This window comes from [Ruminococcus] lactaris ATCC 29176 (genome assembly GCF_025152405.1).
Classification (GTDB): Bacteria; Bacillota; Clostridia; order Lachnospirales; family Lachnospiraceae; genus Mediterraneibacter; species Mediterraneibacter lactaris.
In genome coordinates this window covers 2,251,036-2,273,635 of record NZ_CP102292.1, presented here as the reverse complement: position 1 = coordinate 2,273,635, position 22,600 = coordinate 2,251,036, and the positions used below count along the sequence as shown (strand labels likewise).

The window sequence follows — 22,600 nt, the reverse complement described above, 5'->3', positions numbered from 1 at the left end:
AAAGGGGTATTATGAGAAGAAAAATGAAATGGCGGGTACTTGCAAGTGCCTGTGCAGCAGCAATGGCTGTGACGTCTCTGCCGTATATGGCAACGCAGGTCAATGCGGAACCGGCCGCTGTAACGCAGCAGACCGGTGACAATGATCTGAAGCTGTGGTATACGAGTCCGGCAGATATTACCAAGTATTACGAAGGTTGGCAGGAAAAGTCACTTCCGATCGGTAATGGTGCAATCGGTGGAACGGTATTCGGCGGAATCACCAGAGAGCGTATCCAGCTGAATGACAAATCGCTTTGGTCAGGAGGACCAAGCACCAGCAGACCGAATTACAATGGAGGTAACCTGGAGAACAAGGGAAATAACGGAGCGACTATGACATCAATCCACAACTATTTCGCAAATGGCCAGGACAGCTCCGCAATCAGTCTTGCAAACAGCAACCTGGTCGGTGTAAGCGATGATGCAGGAACCAATGGATATGGATATTACCTGAGCTGGGGAAATATGTATATTGATTTCAAAAATGTATCATCTAACAACGATGTGACGAATTATACCCGTGACCTGGATCTGAAAACAGCCATCGCAGGTGTAAACTATGACAAGGGAAGTACTCATTATTCAAGAGAGAACTTCACAAGTTATCCGGACAATGTTATTGTTACACATATCACAGCAGACGGTTCTGAAAAGATCAGTCTGGATGTAAGTGTAGAACCGGATAATAGCAGAGGAAGTGCTATTAATGGGATTGGCGATAGCAGCTATCAGAGAACATGGGATACAACCGTGTCAGATGGACGGATCTCCATTAACGGACAGCTCACAGACAACCAGATGAAATTTTCATCCCAGACTCAGGTTATTACCGACAATGCCGGTACGGTGACAGATGGGGATGGAAAAGTAAGTGTTTCCGGTGCAAGTGAGGTTACGATCATCACTTCCATGGGAACAGATTATAAGGATGAATATCCGAGCTACAGAACAGGTGAGACTGCAAGCGAACTGACAAACCGTGTAAAATGGTATGTAGATCAGGCAGCAGTTAAGACATACGAAGAACTGAAAGCGAATCATGTAAGTGATTATCAGGAGATCTTCAACCGTGTTGATCTGAATCTTGGACAGACTGTCTCAACAAAGACAACAGATGCACTTCTTTCCGCATACAAAGCAGGAACTGCATCAGAAGCTGAAAGACGTCAGCTGGAAGTTATGCTGTTCCAGTACGGAAGATTTATGACCATTGAGTCTTCCAGAGAGACAAAGACAGATGGAAATGGTTATGTCAGAGAGACACTTCCTTCCAACCTTCAGGGACTGTGGGTAGGAGCGAACAACTCTCCATGGCATTCAGATTACCATATGAATGTAAACTTACAGATGAACTACTGGCCGACATATTCTACCAACATGGCAGAGTGTGCACAGCCATTGGTTGATTATATCGATGCTTTGAGAGAACCGGGGCGTGTGACTGCGGCAATTTATGCAGGAGTTTCCAGTGCCGATGGCGAGGAAAATGGATTCATGGCACATACGCAGAACAACCCGTTCGGATGGACCTGCCCCGGATGGAGTTTCAGTTGGGGATGGTCACCGGCAGCAGTACCGTGGATCTTGCAGAACTGCTGGGCTTATTATGAGTATACCGGAGATACATCTTATTTAAGAGACAATATCTATCCGATGATGAAAGAAGAGGCAAAACTGTATGATCGGATGCTTGTCCGCGACAGCGATGGAAAGCTGGTATCTTCACCGGCATATTCACCGGAGCATGGACCGGTCACAAGTGGTAACACGTATGAGCAGACACTGATCTGGCAGTTATATGAGGATACAATCAAAGCAGCAGAAGTCCTTGGAACAGATGCAGATCTGGTAGCTACATGGAAAGCAAACCAGGCTGACCTGAAAGGACCGATCGAGGTCGGCGACAGCGGACAGATCAAAGAATGGTATACAGAGACAACCTTTAACCATACTGCAAGTGGAGCTACACTCGGAGAAGGATATAACCACCGTCATATGTCCCACCTTCTCGGACTTTTCCCGGGAGACCTCATTACAGAGGATCATGCAGAGTGGTTTGCAGCAGCAAAGGTATCCATGCAGAACCGTACAGATGAAAGTACCGGATGGGGAATGGCACAGAGAATCAACAGCTGGGCAAGACTGGGTGATGGAAATAAAACTTATCAGATCATCAAGAACCTGTTCAACGGCGGAATCTATGCGAATCTGTTCGATTATCATCAGCCGAAATATTTCCAGATCGATGGTAACTTCGGTTATACATCCGGTGTGGCTGAGATGCTTCTGCAGAGCAATGCAGGATACATCAATCTTCTTCCGGCAGTTCCGGATGACTGGGCAAACGGAAGTGTAAATGGACTGGTTGCACAGGGCAACTTTAAAGTATCCATGGACTGGAAAGACGGAAATGTAACAACTGCTACCATTCTTTCCGAGAACGGCGGAGAAGCAGTAGTACAGACAAAGAATGCATCTCTTGCAACAGTAGTGGACAGCGACGGAAATGTAGTCGATGTGACACCTGTAAAAGAAAACCGTATCTCTTTCGCGACAGAAGCCGGAAAGAGCTATACATTAAAAGATATCCCGGCATCCGCTGAGGTAGCAGCTCCGACAGGACTGACAGCTCTTCGTGCAGACGGTGAGAATGTAAAACTTTCCTGGGATGCTGTAACAGCAGAAGAGGGAAGCAATGTAACATACAATGTATACCGTCAGGTAGAAAATGGTGATGTAATCTGCATCGAGACAGGCCTGACAACAACAACTTATACAGATACAACAGCAGACAAGACGCTTGGAACAATGAAGTATCAGATATCTGCGGTTGTAGAAGGAAATGAATCTGAAAAGAGTGCAGCAGTGACTGCGGTTGAACCGGTTGGAGCCGGCAAGATTGATAATGCGGATGAAAGAATCGCATATGTAGGTGACTGGGGCAATTGGACACAGGACAAGAATGTAAACTATATGGATACGATCGAGTATCTGCAGAATCCGAATGGCGGCGAGACTGCGACTCTTACATTTAAGGGAACAGGAATCAAGGTGATCGGTTGTACGAATAAGGATAGAGGCAAGATCGAAGTATTGATTGACGGTGAGTCACAGGGCATTGTTGATACATACAGTGCAAGCACAGTACGTCAGAAAGAATACTTCAGCAAAGAAGACCTTACAGCAGGAATCCATACGATCCAGTTGAAAGTCCTCAATGAGAAGCAGACAGCAAGTTCCAATACAAAGATCGAGCTGGATGCATTTGAAATCCTGGATTCAACACTGGTAGCACCGACAGGTGTGGAAGTAAGTTCCAAATCCGGAATGACTACAGTATCCAAAGCAAACAGTACGTTACAGTTAAAAGCGACTGTAGCACCGGATGATGCAACAGACAAGACAGTTACATGGAGTACCTCCGATGACAGTATCGCAACAGTAGATGCGAACGGACTGGTAACATTCTTAAGTAAGAACGGAACCGTTACGATCACAGCAACTTCCAGTGCAGATGCTACAAAGAGCGGAACGATTGAACTGAAAGTTGCAATAAAAGAGGATGTGGCAGATGTCGAGACAATCGTAGAAGACGGTACCGTACCGGCATCCGGAACAGCGGGAACAAAGAACCGTGCGATCACCTGGAAGGGAGCATGGTCTAACTGGGCAGGAGAACAGACAAAGCATCATGGCGGAACAAAGACAGAAACCAGAAATGATTCAAGTGCGGCGGGAAGCTATTTTGAATACACGTTCAATGGAACAGGTGTAGAGGTTTATTCTCAGAAGCATGCCAACTTTGCAAGCTTTGATATCTACGTTGATACCGTAAAGATCGGTAATTATTCACTGAATGGTTCAAGCAGCGGAGATAATCAGCAACTGATCTTCTCCAAGACGGATCTTACAAATGGTGAGCATACGATCAAGTGTGTAGCAGTTGCACGTGATGGGAAATATCAGGTCAACCTGGATTACCTGAAGATCCTTTCACCGGGTGAAGGTGTAACGGCTGATAAGTCAGCACTCCAGACATCGATTGAGACAGGTGCGGCACTTACTAAGTCAGCATATGATGAGACAAAATGGAATGCATTTAAAACGGCTTATGATGCAGCAGTTGAGGCAATGAATGATGCGGATGCAACACAGGATGATGTGAATGCAAAGAAAGCAGCACTGGATGCGGCAATCACAGCACTTGGCACACCGGCAGTTCCTGTAGTAGAAGACCAGACAGGTTCTGCAGTTCTTGTTGAAAGCACAAAGGTTGTGCTGAGATGGGACAAGGTTTCAAGAGCAGCACAGTATCGAGTAGCTGATACAGAGAACGGAATCGACATGACAGTAAGCGGCACAACCGCAACACTGGAAAACCTGACACCGGGAACAACCTACAACTTCAAGGTATATGCCCTGAGCAATGCAGGTGAGGCATCAGCGAAGGCCATCGAGATCGGCAATGTAACAACGATTGCTGACGGAACAGCAGCAGGTGAGATCGAGTCCATTACAAAAACAGCAGTCAGTGATGATTCTGTAAAACTCACATGGGCATTAAAAGAAGGTTCTTCCTTCGCAAGCTATGACGTTTATGTAAACGGCGAGCTGAAAGGCAATACAACCAAGACAGAGTTCACGCTCAGCGATCTGGATGACGGTATCTATGTTGTTAAGATCGTTGCAAAGACAGCAGCAGGAAAGTCAGTACTTCCGAAACAGTTCTCATTTACGATTGAGAATAACGGTGGTGGTGAGACAACAAAGAATGTACTCAGCGTAACAAATCCGGCAGGAATTTCTGTAGAAGAAGGAACTGCATTTAAGGATCTTGAATTACCGGAGAAAGTAACTGTCACAGTGACAGGAAATCTGAATGAAAAAGTAGCCGTAACATGGGCGAAAGGTGATTATCAGACAACACCGGGAACTTACACACTGGAAGGAACCCTGACAATGGGTGAGAACATGGAGAACCCGGATGGCGTGAAAGCTTCTATCCAGGTAACAGTTACGAAGAAGCAGTATGAGATCAAGTCTGTTGCAAAACTGGATAAGAAAAAAGTTGCATACGGAACGGCTGTATCAGAACTGAATCTTCCAACAGAGGTAGAAGTAACCTATACAGACGGAACAACCGGAACAGCAAGTGTTACGTGGAATACAGACAGCTATGATGGAAATACGGCAGGTGATTATACACTGGAAGGAACCCTTTCCTTTGCAGATAATATTACAAATCCGAAGAACCTGACAGCTTCTGTAAAAGTGACAGTTGCGAAGAAGGCAGAAGAGCCGAAGCCGGAAACGAAGAAAGAAATTAAATCCATTGTAAATGCAAAACTGGATGATATTTCTGTAAAAGAAGGAACTCTTGCAACCAATCTCGGACTTCCGGGACAGGTTGAAGTAGAACTTAAGGATGGAACAACCGCAACGGTTGATGTTGACTGGGATCTGAGTGCTTACAAGTCAGATGTTCCGGGAACTTATACATTGACAGGAGAACTTGTTCTTGGTGATGAGTTTGAAAATCCGGATGGTCTTGAAGTCAGCGTGGATGTGATCGTTACAAAGATCAAAGGTGACGACAGCAATAAGGGCGATGACAACAAGGGCGACGATAATAAGGGTGACGACAACAAGGGTGACAACAACGGTACAAATACTGGCAACAATACAGGAAATAATACCGCAGGTTCTACATCAGGAACCAATGCCGGAACAACTTCATCCGACAAAGCAGCAAAGACCGGAGATGCTACTCCGCTGATTCTGTGGGGAGCTATGGCAATGCTGGCAGCAGGTGCTGTTGTTACAGTTGTGACACGCAGACGTAAAAGAAGATAAAGATTCTTTCCGAAAGGTAAGATGAAAAAGGAAAATTTAAGAATTTTCTGTAAAAGAAAAGGAGTATCGCGATGTGCGGTACTCCTTTTTCGTCTGAGAAATTTTCGGATCACTGGTTTCGCAGAAACTGCTTGCGGTAGGCAGTCGGTGTCATACCACAGGATTTACGGAAACACTGCGTAAAGTAACTGGAGGAAGAAAATCCACATTGCTGTGCAATCTGTGCAAGACTCATATCGGTGGAAGTCAGCAGTTCCTGACTGGTAAAGATCCGCTTCTGGGTCAGATAATTCATCGGAGAGATCCCATAGGTTTCTGTGAAAGTATGAGAAAAATAATACTTGTTGATCTGTGCAATCTCTGCAAGTTTATCCAATGTAATATTTTCCCGGAAAGAAGAATCAATATAACGCTTTGCCCGGCTGCATTCGCGGGATTCCATCTTATGGAACGGAAAAATCTCTACAGAAGAGGAAGCGTAGCGGGAAAGATGGACGACCAGGATGTTCAGCAGATTCTGGCAGACCTTTTCGTAATCTTTCTGCGAGTTCTCTGTCTCTTCCAGGATCGTACGGAAATAGAAATCAAGCCGGTCTTTCATTTCATCGGAATGGAACAGAAGATATTCATTTGCATCGTCAATGACAAAATTCAGACCATCCACACCCAGTACAATATATTCCAGCGGGTCTTCGAGGCTGGATTTTTCGGTGTGGGTGATATTCGGGTTGATCACGATCAGATCGTGCTTTGCGATCGGAAAGGTTTCGTCTTCAACGAGAAAACTGCCACTTCCTGACAGCACAAAAAAAAGTTCTGTAAAATAATGTGTGTGCGGATAACTGCTCCAGTCCTCTTCATATTTTGAATAGGTAGAATACAGAAGATGACAGGTGTGGTCATGCCTTAAGGGGGAAGTAAAAGTGTGTCGTATATTACCCATAAGTGTCCTCCACAAAATTTAGAAATATTGTCTTGAAAACGATTTCAACTGGTTATACAAATATTATAAAGAAATTTAGAGGTTGATTCAACAGGATTCGGGAGAGTTTAGCAAAAAAAAGGAACATTTTTTATGTCAGTGTGTGAAAAAATAACAAAAGAATATGAAAAAACATTTTTGGGGGTCATAAGATATGGTGATATTGGGAAATAGTCCAAAAAGCAAGATTTATAAAAAAAAAGGCAAAAAGAAAGGTTGAAAAAGAGGGAGAAATAGTATATGATAGACATACCAAGTAAAACTGGAAAAAGTTATAAGGAGGAACTATTTAAATGAAAAAGAAAAAACTTATCAGCCTTGTGCTTGCAGGTACTATGGTTTTCGGACTTGCAGCATGTGGATCCAATGGTGGAGACAAGAAATCTGAAGGAAATTCAGACAGTGATAAGGTAGTAAAGGTTGCAGTAGTTGAGACAGCATACGGTGCAGATATGTGGAACGATGTTGCGGCTGCATTCGAGAAAGAGACAGGTGTTAAGGTTGAGCTTACAATCGACAAGAACATCGAGGATATCATTCAGCCACAGATGAAATCTGGAAAGTATCCGGACGTAATCATGAGAGCTGTTGGTTCTGAGTCAGCTATCACAGAGACATTCATCAAGGACAACAACGTAGAGGAACTTACAGACGTTCTTGATATGACTGTACCGGGTGAGGACGCTAAGGTTGGAGACAAGATCCTTCCAGGATTCACAGAGAACTCCATCGTTAATCCTTACGGAGACGGAAAGACATACCTGATGCCAATGTTCTACTCACCATGTGGACTGTTCTACGATGCAAACCTGTTCAAGACAAAAGGATGGGATGTACCGGAGACATGGGATGACATGTGGGCACTTGCTGACAAGGCAAAAGCTGAAGGAATCTCACTCTTCACATATCCTACAACAGGATACTTTGATGCATTCTTCTATGCATTACTGCATGAGACAATGGGATCAGAAGACTTCACAAAGGCTCTGAACTATAGTGAAGGAATCTGGGATACAGACGGAGCTAAGAAGGCATTCGATATCGTTACACAGCTTGCTTCTCACGTTGAGCCTACAACAACAGCAAATGCTAACGACAATGACTTCCGTAACAACCAGCAGCTTGTTCTTGATGACAAAGCTCTGTTCATGCCAAATGGTAACTGGGTAATCGGTGAGATGGCAGACGCTCCGAGAGCAGACGGATTCGATTGGGGATTCACAGCTCTTCCGGCAGTAGAGAAAGACGGAGAGAGAGCTTCCTATACATTCTTCGAGCAGATCTGGATGCCATCAGGTGCTGAGAACAAAGATCTTGGAAAAGAATTTATCGCTTATATGTACTCTGATGCAGCAGCAGAGATCTTCGCTAAATCTGGAGCAATCCAGCCAATCGAAGGAATGTCTGACAAGCTTGACGGAGACAACAAACTGTACTACTCAATCTATGATACAGGTGCTGTAGCTGTTATGGATGCATTCGCTACAACAGATCCAGTAGAAGGTGTAACAGTTCGTACAACATTCTTTGATCCGGTTAACTCTCTTGTAACTGGTGACAAGACAGAAGACGACTGGGTAAATCAGATTAAGACAGATAGCGACAAACTTCGTGCTGCTTTAAAATAATCTGAATAAGTTACCGGGAATTTCCTTACAACTATAAAATGATTTGGAAGGAATCTCACAGGTGAGGCAGGCGGTGAAATCTCTTCACCGCCTGTTTTAATGCCGATATCTGCTATGACGGTATGAATAGCCGTTGGATGGCGGCGGTTATTCAATGAAACGGATTTATAGAATTGGAGATGAACCAATGAAAGAAAGAAAAGGCAAGGGGCTGTTTGTATTCTGTTGCCTGGCCCCGGCAGCAATATTATTTATCTTATTTATGATTGTTCCTACGATCGAAATCTTCCGTATTTCCTTATATAAATGGGGCGGATATACAGATAACAAGACATTTGTAGGACTGAGCAACTTTAAATCGTTGTTACAGAATCAGAAGTTCTATCAGGCGTTCCAGAACCAGATTCTTCTGATTGTATTAGTTACGATCATTACATTTGCATTTGCGTTAGTGTTTGCATACATACTTTCAAGAGAAAAAATCAAAGGACAGGGATTCTTCAGAGTAATCTTCTATATCCCGAATATCCTTTCAATCGTAGTTATCAGTGCTATCTTCTCTGCTATCTACAAACCAAATACAGGACTTCTGAATTCCATCATCGGAATCTTCAAGCACAGTGATGATCAGATCCTCTGGCTTGGTGATCAGAAGGTAGTTATTTACAGTATTGTGATCGCCATGGTATGGCAGGCCATTGGATATTACATGGTAATGTATATGGCAAGTATGGCGAACGTATCAGAGAGTCTGTACGAATCTGCCAGCCTTGAAGGAGCAGGTAAGATTTATCAGTTCTTTACAATTACGATTCCGTTGATCTGGACAAACATCAGAACAACACTTACATTCTTCGTAATCAGTACGATCAACATGAGTTTCCTTCTCGTTACAGCAATGACGAGTGGTGGACCGGACGGAGCTTCCAGCGTATTCCTGAGCTATATGTACCAGGAGGCTTATACAAACTCTTCATATGGATATGGTATGGCAATCGGTGTATCAGTATTCCTGTTCTCCTTTGCACTTGCCGGACTGCTGAACGTTGCAACAAAACGTCAGGAAGTAGAAATTTAAGGAAAGGGGAATCGGAATGGAAAAGAATACATCAAAAAAACCGTTTGGCTTTAGTAAACTGATTGTGTATATTTGCCTGATTCTTCTTGCAATTACAATCATCGTGCCGGTAGCATGGGTCTTCCTTGCATCGGTAAAGCAGAATAAGGAATTCTACGGAAATCCGTGGACACTTCCTGAGAAACTTTATTTTCAGAACTTTGTAGATGCCTGGACGAAAGCAGACATGGGATCTTACATCCTGAACTCTGTGATTGTTACAGCACTTGCGATTGCAATGCTGATCGCAGTTGCACTTCCGGCAGCTTATGTACTGTCAAGATTTAAGTTCCGTACATGTAAGTTCTGGAATCTGCTCTTCATGGCAGGACTTTTCATCAACGTAAGTTACATCGTAGTACCGATCTTCCTTATGTTGAACAACTGGGACAAGTCACTCAGACAGATGATCGGAAGAGGCTTCTTCCTAAATAACTTGTTCATATTGGCGGTTGTATATATGGCAACGGCACTTCCCTTCACAATCTACCTGCTGTCAGGATACTTCAGTGGTCTTGCAAAAGACTTCGAGGAAGCAGCTTATGTGGATGGTGCAGGATACTTTACGACAATGGTTAAGATCATCTTCCCGATGGCAAAACCAAGTATCGTAACGATCATTCTTTTCAACTTCCTGTCATTCTGGAATGAGTATGTAATTTCCATGACATTGCTGACAGATGCCAAGTTGAAGACTCTGCCGGTAGGTCTTATGAACCTGATGGCTGCTCAGAAATCAGCAGTTCAGTATGGTCAGATGTACGCAGGACTGGTTATCGTTATGCTTCCTGTTCTGATTCTGTATATGTGTGTACAGAAGACACTTACTCAGGGAATGACTCTGGGTGGATTGAAAGGTTAAGGAGGTATTTACAATGAATGAAAGAACTAAAAAGATTATCACTGCGATTGTTGTTATCGTGATTTTCGTTGTTTGTATCGGCCTTATCATTGTCGGACAGAGAAATATCGGACCAAAGGGTCTTCTTACTGAGATCGTAGGTCTTGCAGGTTTGGTCGGACTGCTGGCATTTTACAACAGCAAATATAAATAATTGTCTACATTGCAGGAAGGATACCTGTGATAAGAAAGCATAAGGAAATCTGCCGATGGCAGATTTCCTTATATAAACTAAAAATCAGAGTATTTAAAGAATAGAAGAGGATAATTCAATGGAGAAATCAAAAGGACTCGTTACAATTCCTACTGACCTGGACGTAGTGCCACAGACACTGGAATTAATGAAGCTTTGGGGTGCTGATGCAATCCGTGATTGCGATGGAACAGATTTCCCTACAGAGCTGAAAGATGCAGATGCAGAAATTTATTCAACATATTATACAACTCGTAAAGATAATGCATGGGCTGAAGCCAATCCGGAAGAAATTCAGCAGATGTATGTTATGACACCTTTCTATACAGCAGAGTCTGAAACTCTTGAAGTGGAAGTAATGAAGGGACTTTACCCGGATATGCTGAAACCGAATACAAGAGATGATATCAAACGTTGGTGGGAAGTAATCGACAGAACAACAGGAGAAGTTGTTCCGACAGATAAATGGGACTACAGTGAAGAGACAGGAAAGGTTACACTTGCTGCTGTTCCGTTCCATGAGTATACAGTAAGTTTCCTTGCTTATATTATGTGGGATCCGGTGCATATGTACAATGCAGTTACAAATGACTGGAAAGATGTTGAGCATCAGATCACATTTGATGTACGTCAGCCAAAGACGCATGAATATACAATGAAGCGTCTTAGAAAGTTTATTGAGGATCATCCGTATGTAAACGTACTTCGTTTTACCACATTCTTCCATCAGTTCACACTGATCTTTGATGAGCTTGCAAGAGAGAAATATGTAGACTGGTATGGATATTCAGCTTCTGTAAGCCCATATATCTTAGAGCAGTTTGAGAAAGAAGTCGGATACAAGTTCCGTGCTGAGTATATTATTGATCAGGGATACTACAACAACCAGTACCGTATTCCGAGCAAAGAGTATCAGGATTTCCAGGCATTCCAGAGAAGAGAAGTTGCCAAGATCGTAAAAGAGATGGTAGACATTACTCATGAGTGTGGAAAGAAAGCCATGATGTTCCTGGGAGATCACTGGATCGGAACAGAGCCGTTCATGGAAGAGTTCAAGACACTTGGACTTGACGCAGTTGTAGGTAGTGTGGGAAATGGTTCTACATTAAGACTGATCAGCGATATTGACGGAGTAAAATATACAGAAGGACGTCTTCTTCCGTATTTCTTCCCGGATGTATTCCATGAGGGTGGAGATCCTGTAAAAGAGGCACGTTATAACTGGGTAACAGCAAGAAGAGCTATCTTAAGAAAGCCAATCGACAGAATCGGATACGGCGGATACTTAAAGCTTGCACTTGACTTCCCGGATTTTATTGATTATGTATCACAGGTATGTGATGAGTTCCGTACACTGTATGATAATGTAAAAGGCACAACACCTTTCTGTGCTAAGAAGGTAGCAGTTCTTAACTGCTGGGGTAAGATGAGAGCATGGGGATGCCACATGGTACATCATGCACTGTATCAGAAGCAGAACTATTCTTATGCAGGAATCATCGAGTCTCTGTCAGGAGCACCGTTTGATGTGAAGTTCATCAGTTTCCAGGATATTCTGGATGACAGCTCCATCTTAGATGACATTGATGTTCTTATCAATGTGGGGGATGCTGATACAGCACATACAGGTGGAGACTGGTGGGTAAATCCACACATCGTTGAGGCTGTCAGAAAGTTTGTTTACAACGGCGGTGGTATCATTGGTGTAGGTGAGCCGACAGGACATCAGTTCCAGGGACGTTTCTTCCAGCTTGCAGATGTATTTGGAGTTGAAGAAGAGCATGGATTTACTCTTGGTTATGATAAATATAACTGGGATGAGCATGAGCATTTCATTCTGGAAGAGACAGAGAGTGTTGATTTCGGTGAGGGCAAGAAGAATATCTATGCACTTGCAGGATCTACAATCCTTGTTCAGAAGGACAAAGAAGTTCAGATGGCTGTTAATGAATATGGGAAAGGACGTGCTGTATATATCAGCGGACTTCCGTATAGCTTTGAGAACAACCGTGTTCTTCATCGTGCGATCATGTGGAGTACTCACAGCGAGGATGAGCTGAAGAAATGGTTCAGCACAAACTACAATGTGGATGTACACGCATATCCGAAGAATAACAAATACTGCGTAGTAAATAATACAGATGATCCGCAGAGTACAACAATCTATCGTGGAGATGGAAGCAGTTTCGATCTTGAGATGGAGCCGAACGGAATCATCTGGTACGAGATCCAGTAATTGAGGATTTGAATTTAATGTGAATTTCGAGAGCTGAAATATCCAAAAGATATAAAAGCGGATCGGAAAGTATAAATCGGAGATAATCCGGGTAATAGAAATGCCGCATACCTGCTGAGTAAATCAGAGGTGTGCGGCATTTACTTTTGGGAGTAAATTTGCTATGATAAGAGCGTTAAGCATGATAGCTGGACGAATCTTTTGCCCGGCATAATTTTTTAAAAAGAAAGGAATAGAGGAATGAAAATCGGAATTGGAAATGACCATTCAGCACTGGAACTGAAAGCAGAGATTATTGAACTTCTGAAAGAGAGGGGACATGAAGTAGTAGATTATGGGACAAATTCACCGGAGAGCTGTGATTATCCCGTTTATGGAGAGAAAGTGGGACGTGCAGTTGCATCAGGAGAAGTTGAAAGAGGAATCCTGATCTGTGGAACGGGTCTTGGTATTTCACTGGCTGCGAACAAAGTAAAAGGGGTTCGTGCGGCCGTATGCAGTGAGCCGTTTACAGCCAAGATGTCCAGAGCTCATAATAACTGCAATATTCTTGCCTTTGGTGCGAGGGTTGTCGGTGCAGAACTGGCTAAGATGATTGTGGAGACATGGCTTGATACAGAGTTTGAGGGTGGCCGTCATCAGAGAAGAGTGGATATGCTGATGGATATTGAAAACCGGAATGAGTAAGGTGTGGGTATGAATGTATACACACTCTCTCAATGGCTTTTATTTTTCTTTTTATACAGTTTTTTTGGATGGATCTGGGAGAGCTGTTATGTATCGCTAAGGGAACACCGATGGGTAAACCGTGGATTTATGCACGGTCCAATGCTCCCACTGTATGGTTCGGGAGCTGTCAGTGTACTGATTATTACGTTGCCGGTGAGAGATAATCTGCCGCTGGTATTCATCATGGGGATGATAGGAGCGACATTGCTGGAATTTTTTACGGGGATGGTCATGGAATCCCTGTTCCATGTCAGATACTGGGATTACAGCCATCTGAAATTCAATGTAAAGGGATATATCTGTCCGGTTGCTTCTCTGTGCTGGGGCGTTTTCTCTATTATGATGGTGAAAGTTGTGCATATTCCGATTGAAGAAGTGATTCTGAAAATTCCGATGGCGATCGCAGACGGACTTGCATTTGTTCTTACGGTTGTGGCTGCGGTGGATTTCACCCAGTCTTTCAACGAGGCAATGGATATGAAGAAGATGCTTGCCCAGTTGGATGAGACGAAAGTTCAGATCCGGAAGCTGCAGGAGCGGATCAGAGAGGCGTCAGAAGACATGTCCGAAAAACTTCGTACAGCAGCAGGAGAGGTGCCTGAAAAGCTTCGCAGTGCAGCAGCAACAGCAGGCGAGATGCCGGGAAGATTGCGTACAGCAGCAGGGGACCGCTCCGAAAAGCTTCGTACAGCAGCAGGGAACCGCTCCGAAAAGTTCCGTACAGCAGCAGGAGATGTACCGGAAAAGCTTCGCCTGGAGCTGGCAGAATTAAAAGAAAATGCGGCAAAAGAACTGCAAAAGATCTTATCCAGATCGGACGAAACTCATGCAGGAGCAATGAAGCAGTTGCGTAGAAACCCGACAGCAGCATCTTCAAGATTTAAAGATGTACTGGAGGAATTAAAGAAATATACGGAAAAAGATAAGTAGACAGACGGGAGGGTGAAGTCATGACGAAGAAGCAGCGGGCATTAGAAGTGATCGAGAGATTGAAAAAGGAATATCCGGATGCGGATTGTACCCTGGATTATGATGAGGCATGGAAATTGCTGGTCAGCGTCAGGCTTGCCGCACAATGTACCGATGCAAGGGTGAATGTAGTTGTAGAAGGACTTTTTGAAAAGTATCCGAATGTAGCCGCTCTTGCAGATGCAGCGGTGGAGGATATAAAGGAAATTGTCCGCCCCTGTGGACTGGGGGAGAGCAAGGCACGTGATATCAGTGCCTGTATGAAGATGCTGCGGGATGAGTATGGCGGTAAAGTGCCGGAGGATTTTGATGCATTGTTAAAGCTTCCGGGGGTGGGCAGAAAGAGTGCAAATCTCATCATGGGAGATGTATTTGGAAAGCCGGCAATCGTCACAGATACCCATTGTATCCGTCTTGTGAACCGGATCGGTCTTGTAGATGGGATAAAAGAACCTAAAAAGGTGGAGATGGCATTATGGAAGATCATTCCAGCGGAAGAGGGAAGTGATTTCTGTCACAGACTGGTGTGGCATGGAAGGGAAGTCTGCACAGCGAGAACAAAGCCACATTGTGAGCGTTGCTGCCTGGCTGATATCTGTAAAAAGAACGGTGTATCATAGAATCAATGGAATCATAGATAAAGATATATGAAATGCTATAAAAAGCAATATGAAAAGATATCTGAAATGATATACAGTAAAAAATCCGCAGGGACGAACCTGGAAGGTTCGCTCTGCGGATTTTCTGCTGAAGGGATTCATTACGGTGAATAAATCCCCTCTCTGATACGTTGCAGAATGGATTACAGCTCGATGTAGCTGTTACCTCCTGCACATGCATAATATGCTTTTTTATCCTCTGGTTTTACATAGATCTTAAGATCAGCACTGTCCATGCCTTCTGCCTTGCATTTCTCAAGAATCTGTGAGGCAAGCTCTTCAGCATTGTAGTCAGCTCCCTGATACTGGATGTAAAGATCATATGCTGCAGACGGCTGGGAAACCGGTGCTGTAGTCTCTGCAGCAGGAGCTGCGTCATCTGCCTTAACCGTGGAAACAGTTGCAACTGTGACTGAAGCCTGGGAAACTGCGGATTCATTCATTCTTTTTAATTTCTTTTTATCAGTTCTTCTGCTCATGATTTTATCCCCTTTTCTTTTTTCGTTCGGCACTTACTATTATATAACGTGTCTGCTGAGAAGTCAAAAAACTTTCGGAATATTTTCTGTAACAGGTGAAAAGACCGAGAAAAGATCACATAGCAGAGAACAGACAACCAGGCGATCTACTGCTTTGTCATACTCTGGATCACACGGATAAACTCAAGATCCTCCGGTTTTAATTTGAGGTTCGTCTCAAAATGCTTTCCCTCGGGAGTGGTGACGGACATTTCGAGAAGCGTGCCTTCTTCGAGAGCCTCGCGGGTTACAGCCCCAAGGAAAAGAGGAAACTTAGGATGATTGGAACGAAAAAGATCAAGATGCTTTTTTAACTCCTGAAACTTTCCTAATTGTGAAAAATTCATAATATACTCCATTCTGTCATATTGAAATAACGCTTTTTTGGGTCGGATCTACCGATAAGTAACATGATATACATTCTGATTCAAAATAGCAATAAAAAAAGTATAAAAAATACTTGCAAAAATAAAAATAATATGATATCATATCAATCGTGTCAGAGATGACGCGGGTGTAGTTCAATGGTAGAACACCAGCCTTCCAAGCTGGATACGTGGGTTCGATTCCCATCACCCGCTTCTTTTTTTATTTTTCTAAAAATTCTCTTAAATCTGCGTTTCTTCTTATATTCCTATTATTCCCTTATTGTATTCTTAAATGTAGATATGATATACTTAAAAGAGTTTACTTTTGGATAAAGAATGAAATAAAGGAGCAATGAACGATGAGACTTGATGTGACGGATAACCCGGTAATAAGTGGTATGTCAAGAATATTCGATATGATGTGTCTGAATGTGCTTTGGCTGGTCTGCTCTCTTCCGATTTTTACGATCGGTGCATCTACGACAGCGATGTATACGGTGATGCTGAAGGTTGTAAAGAATGAGGAAGGATATATTGTAAAAGGCTTTTTTAAGGCATTTAAAGAGAATTTTAAAAAGAGTACGATCATCTGGCTGATCCTGCTGGTGATCGGGGGGTTCCTGGGGGCGGATTTATATCTGACGAGTTCGGCCAAAGGTTCTGTGGGAATGGCGTTAAGAGCGATCTTTGCAGCACTGGAACTGCTGGTACTTGCAGTCGGGATTTATGCATTTGCACTGACCGCGAGATATGAGAACAGTATCAGGGGAACCATCCGTAATGCATTGACGCTGACACTGGCAAGATTTCCGTCTTCCATACTGATGGTAGCCATCATGATAGCGTTGATCGGTATATCAATATGGAATCTCCAGTTGATCACATTTGCTCTTCCATTTTGGGCATTATTTGGAGTTTCGATCATTTTCTGGATCAACTCAAAGTTATTAAGAAGAATTTTTGCGGGAATTGAAGATCATACAGAGGAGGAAGTAGAAGAATGAACTTTTTAGAAGAGAGAATTATGAAAGACGGTGTTGTAAAAGAAGGAAATGTCCTGAAAGTAGACAGTTTCCTGAACCATCAGATGGATATTCACCTGTTGAATGAGATGGGAGCAGAGTTTAAAAGAAGATTTGCAGATAAGCAGATCAACAAGATTCTGACGATCGAGGCATCCGGGATCGGAATTGCCTGTATCGCAGCTCAGCATTTTGATGTGCCGGTCGTATTTGCGAAGAAATCCCAGAGCATCAATTTAGATGGTGATATGTATGTGGCAGAGGTAGAGTCGTTTACTCATAAGTGTAAGAACCATGTGATCGTGGCACAGAAGTTCCTTTCTCCGGAAGATCATGTACTGCTTATTGATGATTTCCTTGCAAATGGCTGTGCATTACAGGGACTGATCCAGATCGTGCAGTCTGCAGGTGCTACTGTAGAGGGAATCGGGATCGCAGTGGAAAAAGGTTTCCAGTCGGGTGGAAGGATGATCCGCAATCTCGGATTCCAGTTAGAGTCACTGGCGATCGTTGACGGAATGGACGCGGCGACAGGTGAGATCACATTCAGAGAGCAGCCACAGTGGGATGCGAAGTAAATAGATAAAAATGAACCGGTCTTTGAATGAAAAGGCCGGTTTTTCTTTAGAAAATCTTTGGAAACTTGTATCTGAGACCTTTAGATTTAGCAGCTAATATAAGGATATGCAGGAGGGAAAAGCAATGGAAATGAATCATGTACTGGTAGTAGAGGACGATAAAGAGATCAGGGAAGGCGTAAAGATCTATCTGAAAAGTCAGGGATATGAAGTGTACGAGGCTGCGGATGGTATAGAGGGGTTGAAAGTACTGGAAAAAGAGGAGATCCATCTGGCGATCGTGGATATTATGATGCCGAGACTGGACGGAATACGGATGACGATGAAATTAAGGGAAAAGTATGATTTCCCGGTTATTATGTTATCGGCAAAGTCAGAGGAAGTAGATAAGGTGATGGGACTGAATATTGGGGCAGATGATTATGTGACGAAACCTTTTACACCGATGGAGCTGATGGCGAGGGTCAATTCCCAGCTCAGAAGATACCGGAAATTTATGGAGCGGCTTGCACCGAGGGAAAATATCCATGTGATCGGAGGTCTGGAGATCAACGAGGATACGGTGGAAGTATCTGTGGACGGAGAGCCGGTCAGACTGACACCGATCGAGTACAAAATTCTGCTGTTGCTTGCAAAAAATCCGGGAAGAGTTTTTTCTTCAGAGGAAATTTATGAGCGTGTATGGCAGGAAAAAGCGATCAATACGGATACGATTATGGTACACGTAAGAAATATCAGAGAGAAGATTGAACTTGATCCAAAAAATCCGAAATATTTAAAGGTGGTGTGGGGCGTTGGTTACAAAATTGAAAAGCAGGGATAATCTGAAGTATCTGATCCTGGTGATCCTGATCTGTATCTGTTCAACCGTATTGCTCAGTCGGTATGGATCGTTTTACGAGGCAGGAGAAAAGGCTCAGAAAGAGAAGGCAGATTCTATGGAAAATGTCATTTCTGATATGGGTGACGGACTTGCGATCGGAAACTGTATTCTGGACAATGAAATATCCGGAGGGCGAGAGCAGTCGGAGCTGTTGGAAGAATATGGAATGTCTCAGTTTAATCTGCTGAAAAAATATATGGAGTACGGGGCATTTGACCGAAATGGAGAGAGTCTTTTAAAGAGTACGTCGGATTCTGTGGCAACAAGGCTTCTGTCGGATTCGGATTCCATTTATGGTATTCGGGTGGCATATACTTATGATGCGGATGGGGAACTGTCAGATATTGAAGTGTCAGGCAGCAGGCTGACACCGGAAGAAGAATATGAGGCAGAGCAGAGCTTTTTAGCTGATGTACGGTTTATGGAAGATGCTTATGGGATTGAATTATCCGGTGGACAGAGTATGACGCTTATTTATGGAATGTCGGCTGCGAATGTAGAGAGTTATGCTGAAAATTTTTATGAAGATCAGAGAAGCGGGGATATGGTCATATGGTATAGTGGACTGAGCCGTTCTGTCAACTGCATGATGCTTTTGCTGGCAGTGGCTGCGGCACTTCTTCCGACACTTTTAAGGACGGAAGAATATAAAGGAAAGATTTTCCGCGTACCATTTGAAGGAGTCATATTGATTCTGATTGTTATTTTTGGATGGAGTGCCGACTGGCTGTACTATCCGGCAAATATTCTCTGCAGGACAGTCGATGGGACATTGGTGCATATGATAAGACCATTCCGGCAAATGGCAGAGATAGGAATTAATTTGGCGATGTGGAGCGGTATTTTTCTGATTCTCTGCTGGGCAGGGGCGTGTCTTTGTGGTATATTCACAAGAAAGAGAGCATACTGGAAGGAGCAGACGCTGACCAGCATGCTGATCCGGTGGAAAAATCAGCATGAATTGCATATGGGAAAAGATTTTGTGAGCCTGGTAAAAGGGATCATGAAAAGGCTGAAAAAGCTGGTACGAAAGCAGTATGATGCTCTGACCCATATAGACTTCCGTGATAAGACGCATAAAGCAATCTTAAGAATTGTTATAGTGAATTTTGTTATACTTGTAGTGGTTGAATTGGTCAGCCTGATGTGCGGATTTGAATTTTATGCACTGGTGATCTACTCGATTGTACTGTTCCTGATCCTGAGAAAGTTTTTCCGGGATGTACAGAGAAAGTATCAGATGCTGCTTCATGCGACAAATGAACTGGCAGAAGGAAATCTTGATGTGGTGATCGAGGGGGATGCAGGAGTTTTCATGCCGATACAGAAGGAGCTGTGCAGGATCCAGCAGGGATTCAAAAAGGCAGTGGATGAAGAGGTAAAAAATGAGCGGATGAAGACGGAACTGGTGACGAATGTTTCACATGATCTGCGGACACCGCTGACTGCCATTATCACTTATACAGATCTTCTGAAAAATGAGACAGATCCGGAAAAGCAGAAAGAGTATATTGAGGTACTGGAGCGGAAATCTTTCCGGCTCAAAGTGCTGATCGAGGATTTATTTGAGATCAGTAAAGCAGCAAGCAAGAGTGTGAAGATGAATTATATGCAGGTTGATCTGGTGGGGCTGATCCGGCAGGTGGAGCTGGAAAATGATTCTAAGATCCAGGATGCAAAGCTGGAGTTCCGCTGGAAATTGCCGGATCATAAGGTGATTATGTGGCTGGACAGTGAAAAGACCTACCGCATTTTTGAAAATCTGATCGTGAATATCACAAAGTATGCCATGGCACAGACGAGAGTTTATATAGAAATGAAAGAGTTTTCGGATAAAGTCAGCATTTCTATGAAAAATGTATCAGCAACAGAACTGGATTTTGATGTGAATGAGATCACGGATCGGTTTGTCCGTGGCGATTCTTCAAGAAATACAGAAGGATCAGGACTGGGACTTGCGATTGCAAAAAGCTTTATTGAATTGCAGCATGGTACGTTGCAGATTACGACAGAGGCAGATCTTTTCAAGGCTGAGATCGTGCTGCCCAGGCTGAGCGAGGGACAGACCGGGCAGACAGAAGTTTAAAATAACTGCTGAAGAAAGCATGGAAGGACAAAATACTGAAAATTAAATAGCTGTAGCAGTGGCGGATTATCCGTATATTGCTTCACGGGCGAATATGGATCAGAAAGGGCTTTCGGTGCAGGAAATATGTAAATAGAATCTGATATGCAAGACTTGACTTTTCAACAGATGTCACTCAAAATGAAAAGAAAAGAGGAGGTCTTGGGTATGAAATACGAAATAAAAGGTGATACACTTCCTGTTGTTGTCTGCTATCTGGAGGGCGGAGAGCAGATGATCACGGAACGCGGCTCTATGAGCTGGATGTCTCCGAATATGAAGATGGAGACTACAACGAATGGCGGGATTGGAAAAGCGTTTGGGCGTATGTTTTCAGGCGAGGCGATGTTTCAGAATCGTTATACAGCAATGGGGGGGGGAATGGGATGATTGCGTTTGCATCCAGTTTTCCGGGACAGATTCTTGCCCGTCAGATCGTTCCAGGACAGGAACTGATTGTTCAGAAGACAGGATTCCTTGCATCGGAGGCAGGGGTCAGTCTTTCGGTTTATTTTCAGAAAAAGTTAGGAGCAGGGATTTTCGGTGGAGAAGGATTTATTATGCAGAGACTGTCAGGAAGTGGAATGGCTTTTCTGGAATTTGACGGTCATGTTGTGCAGTATGATCTTCAGCCGGGACAGCAGATCGTTGTGGATACGGGGTATCTTGCGGCAATGGAAGGGTCCTGCAGTATGGAGGTTCAGACCGTGCCGGGACTGAAAAATATGGTCTTTGGTGGAGAGGGCGTTTTCAATACAGTAGTGACAGGACCGGGGCGGGTCTGGCTGCAGACGATGCCGATCTCTAATGTAGCAGGTGAGATCCTGAAATTTATGCCGTCAGGTAAATAGAGGATTGAAAGGATGAAAATAGTTACGATATTTTGGATTCTGCTGGCGGTTCTTTGCGGTGGATATGGAATCCTGATCCGGGCGATTGGTTCGGGAACCGGTTTCTTTCTTGTGTGGATTGCACTGGCAGTCATTTTCGTGGGATGTTCGGCAGCAGCACAGGCCGGCTTGTGGGGAATCATGCCACAGTTTCTGCGGAGAGTGACATTGGTATTGTTATGTCTGATTTTGGTACTTTTTACAGGAATTGGTGGCTGCATCGGAAGTAAAATGAACACAGAAGGGAAACCGGGACTGGACTATATCATTGTTCTTGGGGCACAGGTCTATGAGCGTGGTCCAAGTGCAGTTTTAAGGTTTCGGCTGGATAAGGCAGTGGAATATTTAAATGAAAATCCACAGACCAAATGTATTGTATCAGGTGGAAAAGGCAGCAATGAACCTTGTTCCGAGGCAGAAGGAATGGAAAAATATCTGATCCGGCAGGGAATCCCGGAAGAACGGATTTTGAAAGAGGAGAAGTCGAAGACGACAGCTGAAAATATCCAATATAGCAAAAAGTTCATAAAAAGCAAGGAATCAGTTGGCATCGTCACGAATAACTTTCATATGTTCCGTGCGTTGCAGATTGCTAAAAGGCAGGGACTGGAAGACCCGTCAGGAATTGCTGCAGAATCGACAGCATTGTATCTGCCGAATAATGTGCTAAGAGAGATACTGGCAGAGATCAAGTATTTGATTTTTTAGAAAAGAACATATAAGATGTCAGGGTCAAAAGGTCTGAAACCACGTGTACTTGCACACTGGTGGTAGAATGACCTTGAGACCCGCCCCGATATGAGCATAAAAGTGGGGCGTAAGCACCATGATATGCGAATAGCGGGTAGTGCGTAGCACGAAACAATCCGTTGGCATCATTGTTGGGGGCTTTTGCCTCCAACATCCAT

17 protein-coding genes, 1 tRNA gene and 1 pseudogene are annotated in these 22,600 nt (G+C 43.7%); 16 read left to right on the top strand and 3 right to left on the bottom strand.

Annotated features, from left to right (window positions below; translation table 11 throughout):
* Window positions 1–11 precede the first annotated feature (11 nt).
* A complete protein-coding gene (locus NQ541_RS10595) occupies window positions 12–5,894 on the top strand; it encodes a glycosyl hydrolase family 95 catalytic domain-containing protein (protein ID WP_005611723.1) in 5,883 nt (1,960 codons plus the stop codon).
* Window positions 5,895–6,003: 109 nt separating this feature from the next.
* Here the strand turns inward: NQ541_RS10595 and NQ541_RS10590 are convergent, their stop codons facing one another.
* A complete protein-coding gene (locus NQ541_RS10590; protein WP_005611722.1) occupies window positions 6,004–6,837 on the bottom strand; it encodes an AraC family transcriptional regulator in 834 nt (277 codons plus the stop codon).
* Between the two features lie 332 nt (window positions 6,838–7,169).
* On the opposite strand from NQ541_RS10590, the gene NQ541_RS10585 reads away from it, so the two are divergent.
* The 8 genes from NQ541_RS10585 (at window position 7,170) to NQ541_RS10550 (ending at window position 15,269) form a co-directional block, all read left to right on the top strand.
* Window positions 7,170–8,504, top strand: a complete 1,335-nt coding sequence (locus NQ541_RS10585) for a carbohydrate ABC transporter substrate-binding protein (RefSeq protein WP_005611720.1) — start codon at window positions 7,170–7,172, stop codon at window positions 8,502–8,504.
* Window positions 8,505–8,691: 187 nt separating this feature from the next.
* The gene (locus NQ541_RS10580; protein WP_044940844.1) at window positions 8,692–9,582 is read left to right on the top strand and encodes a carbohydrate ABC transporter permease; all 891 of its coding nucleotides are present in this window, start codon (window positions 8,692–8,694) and stop codon (window positions 9,580–9,582) included.
* A gap of 16 nt (window positions 9,583–9,598) precedes the next feature.
* On the top strand, window positions 9,599–10,483 hold the full coding sequence (locus NQ541_RS10575) for a carbohydrate ABC transporter permease (RefSeq protein ID WP_005611718.1): 885 nt from the start codon (window positions 9,599–9,601) through the stop codon (window positions 10,481–10,483).
* 13 nt (window positions 10,484–10,496) lie between these two features.
* Window positions 10,497–10,676, top strand: a complete 180-nt coding sequence (locus NQ541_RS10570) for a DUF6903 family protein (protein WP_005611717.1) — start codon at window positions 10,497–10,499, stop codon at window positions 10,674–10,676.
* A 118-nt stretch (window positions 10,677–10,794) separates the two neighbouring features.
* Window positions 10,795–12,951, top strand: coding sequence for a 1,3-beta-galactosyl-N-acetylhexosamine phosphorylase (gene gnpA, locus NQ541_RS10565; protein ID WP_005611715.1), 2,157 nt, complete (start codon window positions 10,795–10,797; stop codon window positions 12,949–12,951).
* A 240-nt stretch (window positions 12,952–13,191) separates the two neighbouring features.
* On the top strand, window positions 13,192–13,638 hold the full coding sequence (gene rpiB, locus NQ541_RS10560; RefSeq protein WP_005611713.1) for a ribose 5-phosphate isomerase B: 447 nt from the start codon (window positions 13,192–13,194) through the stop codon (window positions 13,636–13,638).
* Window positions 13,639–13,647: 9 nt separating this feature from the next.
* Window positions 13,648–14,610 (top strand): putative ABC transporter permease, encoded by a 963-nt coding sequence (locus tag NQ541_RS10555; RefSeq protein ID WP_023920845.1) that lies wholly within the window; start codon window positions 13,648–13,650, stop codon window positions 14,608–14,610.
* Between the two features lie 20 nt (window positions 14,611–14,630).
* Window positions 14,631–15,269: an endonuclease III domain-containing protein gene (locus NQ541_RS10550; protein ID WP_005611708.1), complete on the top strand. Its 639-nt coding sequence runs from the start codon at window positions 14,631–14,633 to the stop codon at window positions 15,267–15,269.
* A gap of 182 nt (window positions 15,270–15,451) precedes the next feature.
* Here the strand turns inward: NQ541_RS10550 and NQ541_RS10545 are convergent, their stop codons facing one another.
* A complete protein-coding gene (locus NQ541_RS10545) occupies window positions 15,452–15,787 on the bottom strand; it encodes a DUF6465 family protein (RefSeq protein ID WP_044940842.1) in 336 nt (111 codons plus the stop codon).
* Window positions 15,788–15,933: 146 nt separating this feature from the next.
* The gene (locus tag NQ541_RS10540) at window positions 15,934–16,173 is read right to left on the bottom strand and encodes a hypothetical protein (protein ID WP_044940836.1); all 240 of its coding nucleotides are present in this window, start codon (window positions 16,171–16,173) and stop codon (window positions 15,934–15,936) included.
* Between the two features lie 163 nt (window positions 16,174–16,336).
* On the opposite strand from NQ541_RS10540, the gene NQ541_RS10535 reads away from it, so the two are divergent.
* The 7 genes and pseudogenes from NQ541_RS10535 to NQ541_RS10505 all read left to right on the top strand — a co-directional run bounded on the left by NQ541_RS10535 (window position 16,337) and on the right by NQ541_RS10505 (window position 22,400).
* Window positions 16,337–16,407 (top strand) — tRNA-Gly (locus NQ541_RS10535).
* A gap of 146 nt (window positions 16,408–16,553) precedes the next feature.
* Window positions 16,554–17,198 carry a YesL family protein gene (locus tag NQ541_RS10530; RefSeq protein WP_005611696.1) on the top strand — a complete coding sequence of 215 codons (645 nt, stop codon included), beginning with the start codon at window positions 16,554–16,556 and terminating at the stop codon, window positions 17,196–17,198.
* A complete protein-coding gene (locus NQ541_RS10525) occupies window positions 17,195–17,794 on the top strand; it encodes a xanthine phosphoribosyltransferase (RefSeq protein ID WP_005611693.1) in 600 nt (199 codons plus the stop codon). Before NQ541_RS10530 ends, NQ541_RS10525 begins: the two co-directional genes overlap by 4 nt.
* A 124-nt stretch (window positions 17,795–17,918) precedes the next feature.
* Window positions 17,919–18,617: a response regulator transcription factor gene (locus NQ541_RS10520; protein ID WP_023920850.1), complete on the top strand. Its 699-nt coding sequence runs from the start codon at window positions 17,919–17,921 to the stop codon at window positions 18,615–18,617.
* The gene (locus tag NQ541_RS10515) at window positions 18,589–20,763 is read left to right on the top strand and encodes a sensor histidine kinase (protein WP_005611688.1); all 2,175 of its coding nucleotides are present in this window, start codon (window positions 18,589–18,591) and stop codon (window positions 20,761–20,763) included. Before NQ541_RS10520 ends, NQ541_RS10515 begins: the two co-directional genes overlap by 29 nt.
* 207 nt (window positions 20,764–20,970) lie before the next feature.
* A pseudogene (locus tag NQ541_RS10510) lies at window positions 20,971–21,653 on the top strand (TIGR00266 family protein).
* Between the two features lie 12 nt (window positions 21,654–21,665).
* Entirely contained in the window at window positions 21,666–22,400 is a 735-nt protein-coding gene (locus tag NQ541_RS10505) for a YdcF family protein (RefSeq protein WP_005611680.1), read from the top strand.
* Window positions 22,401–22,600 lie beyond the last annotated feature (200 nt).

Coding starts and splice junctions, on each gene's coding strand:
- rpiB (WP_005611713.1), top strand. CDS start 13,192: ATGAAAATCGGAATTGGAAATGACCATTCAGCACTGGAACTGAAAGCA.
- NQ541_RS10550 (WP_005611708.1), top strand. CDS start 14,631: ATGACGAAGAAGCAGCGGGCATTAGAAGTGATCGAGAGATTGAAAAAG.
- NQ541_RS10530 (WP_005611696.1), top strand. CDS start 16,554: ATGAGACTTGATGTGACGGATAACCCGGTAATAAGTGGTATGTCAAGA.
- NQ541_RS10505 (WP_005611680.1), top strand. CDS start 21,666: ATGAAAATAGTTACGATATTTTGGATTCTGCTGGCGGTTCTTTGCGGT.
- NQ541_RS10555 (WP_023920845.1), top strand. CDS start 13,648: ATGAATGTATACACACTCTCTCAATGGCTTTTATTTTTCTTTTTATAC.
- NQ541_RS10580 (WP_044940844.1), top strand. CDS start 8,692: ATGAAAGAAAGAAAAGGCAAGGGGCTGTTTGTATTCTGTTGCCTGGCC.
- NQ541_RS10545 (WP_044940842.1), bottom strand. CDS start 15,787: ATGAGCAGAAGAACTGATAAAAAGAAATTAAAAAGAATGAATGAATCC.
- NQ541_RS10570 (WP_005611717.1), top strand. CDS start 10,497: ATGAATGAAAGAACTAAAAAGATTATCACTGCGATTGTTGTTATCGTG.
- NQ541_RS10575 (WP_005611718.1), top strand. CDS start 9,599: ATGGAAAAGAATACATCAAAAAAACCGTTTGGCTTTAGTAAACTGATT.
- NQ541_RS10595 (WP_005611723.1), top strand. CDS start 12: ATGAGAAGAAAAATGAAATGGCGGGTACTTGCAAGTGCCTGTGCAGCA.
- NQ541_RS10520 (WP_023920850.1), top strand. CDS start 17,919: ATGGAAATGAATCATGTACTGGTAGTAGAGGACGATAAAGAGATCAGG.
- NQ541_RS10590 (WP_005611722.1), bottom strand. CDS start 6,837: ATGGGTAATATACGACACACTTTTACTTCCCCCTTAAGGCATGACCAC.
- NQ541_RS10585 (WP_005611720.1), top strand. CDS start 7,170: ATGAAAAAGAAAAAACTTATCAGCCTTGTGCTTGCAGGTACTATGGTT.
- NQ541_RS10525 (WP_005611693.1), top strand. CDS start 17,195: ATGAACTTTTTAGAAGAGAGAATTATGAAAGACGGTGTTGTAAAAGAA.
- gnpA (WP_005611715.1), top strand. CDS start 10,795: ATGGAGAAATCAAAAGGACTCGTTACAATTCCTACTGACCTGGACGTA.
- NQ541_RS10540 (WP_044940836.1), bottom strand. CDS start 16,173: ATGAATTTTTCACAATTAGGAAAGTTTCAGGAGTTAAAAAAGCATCTT.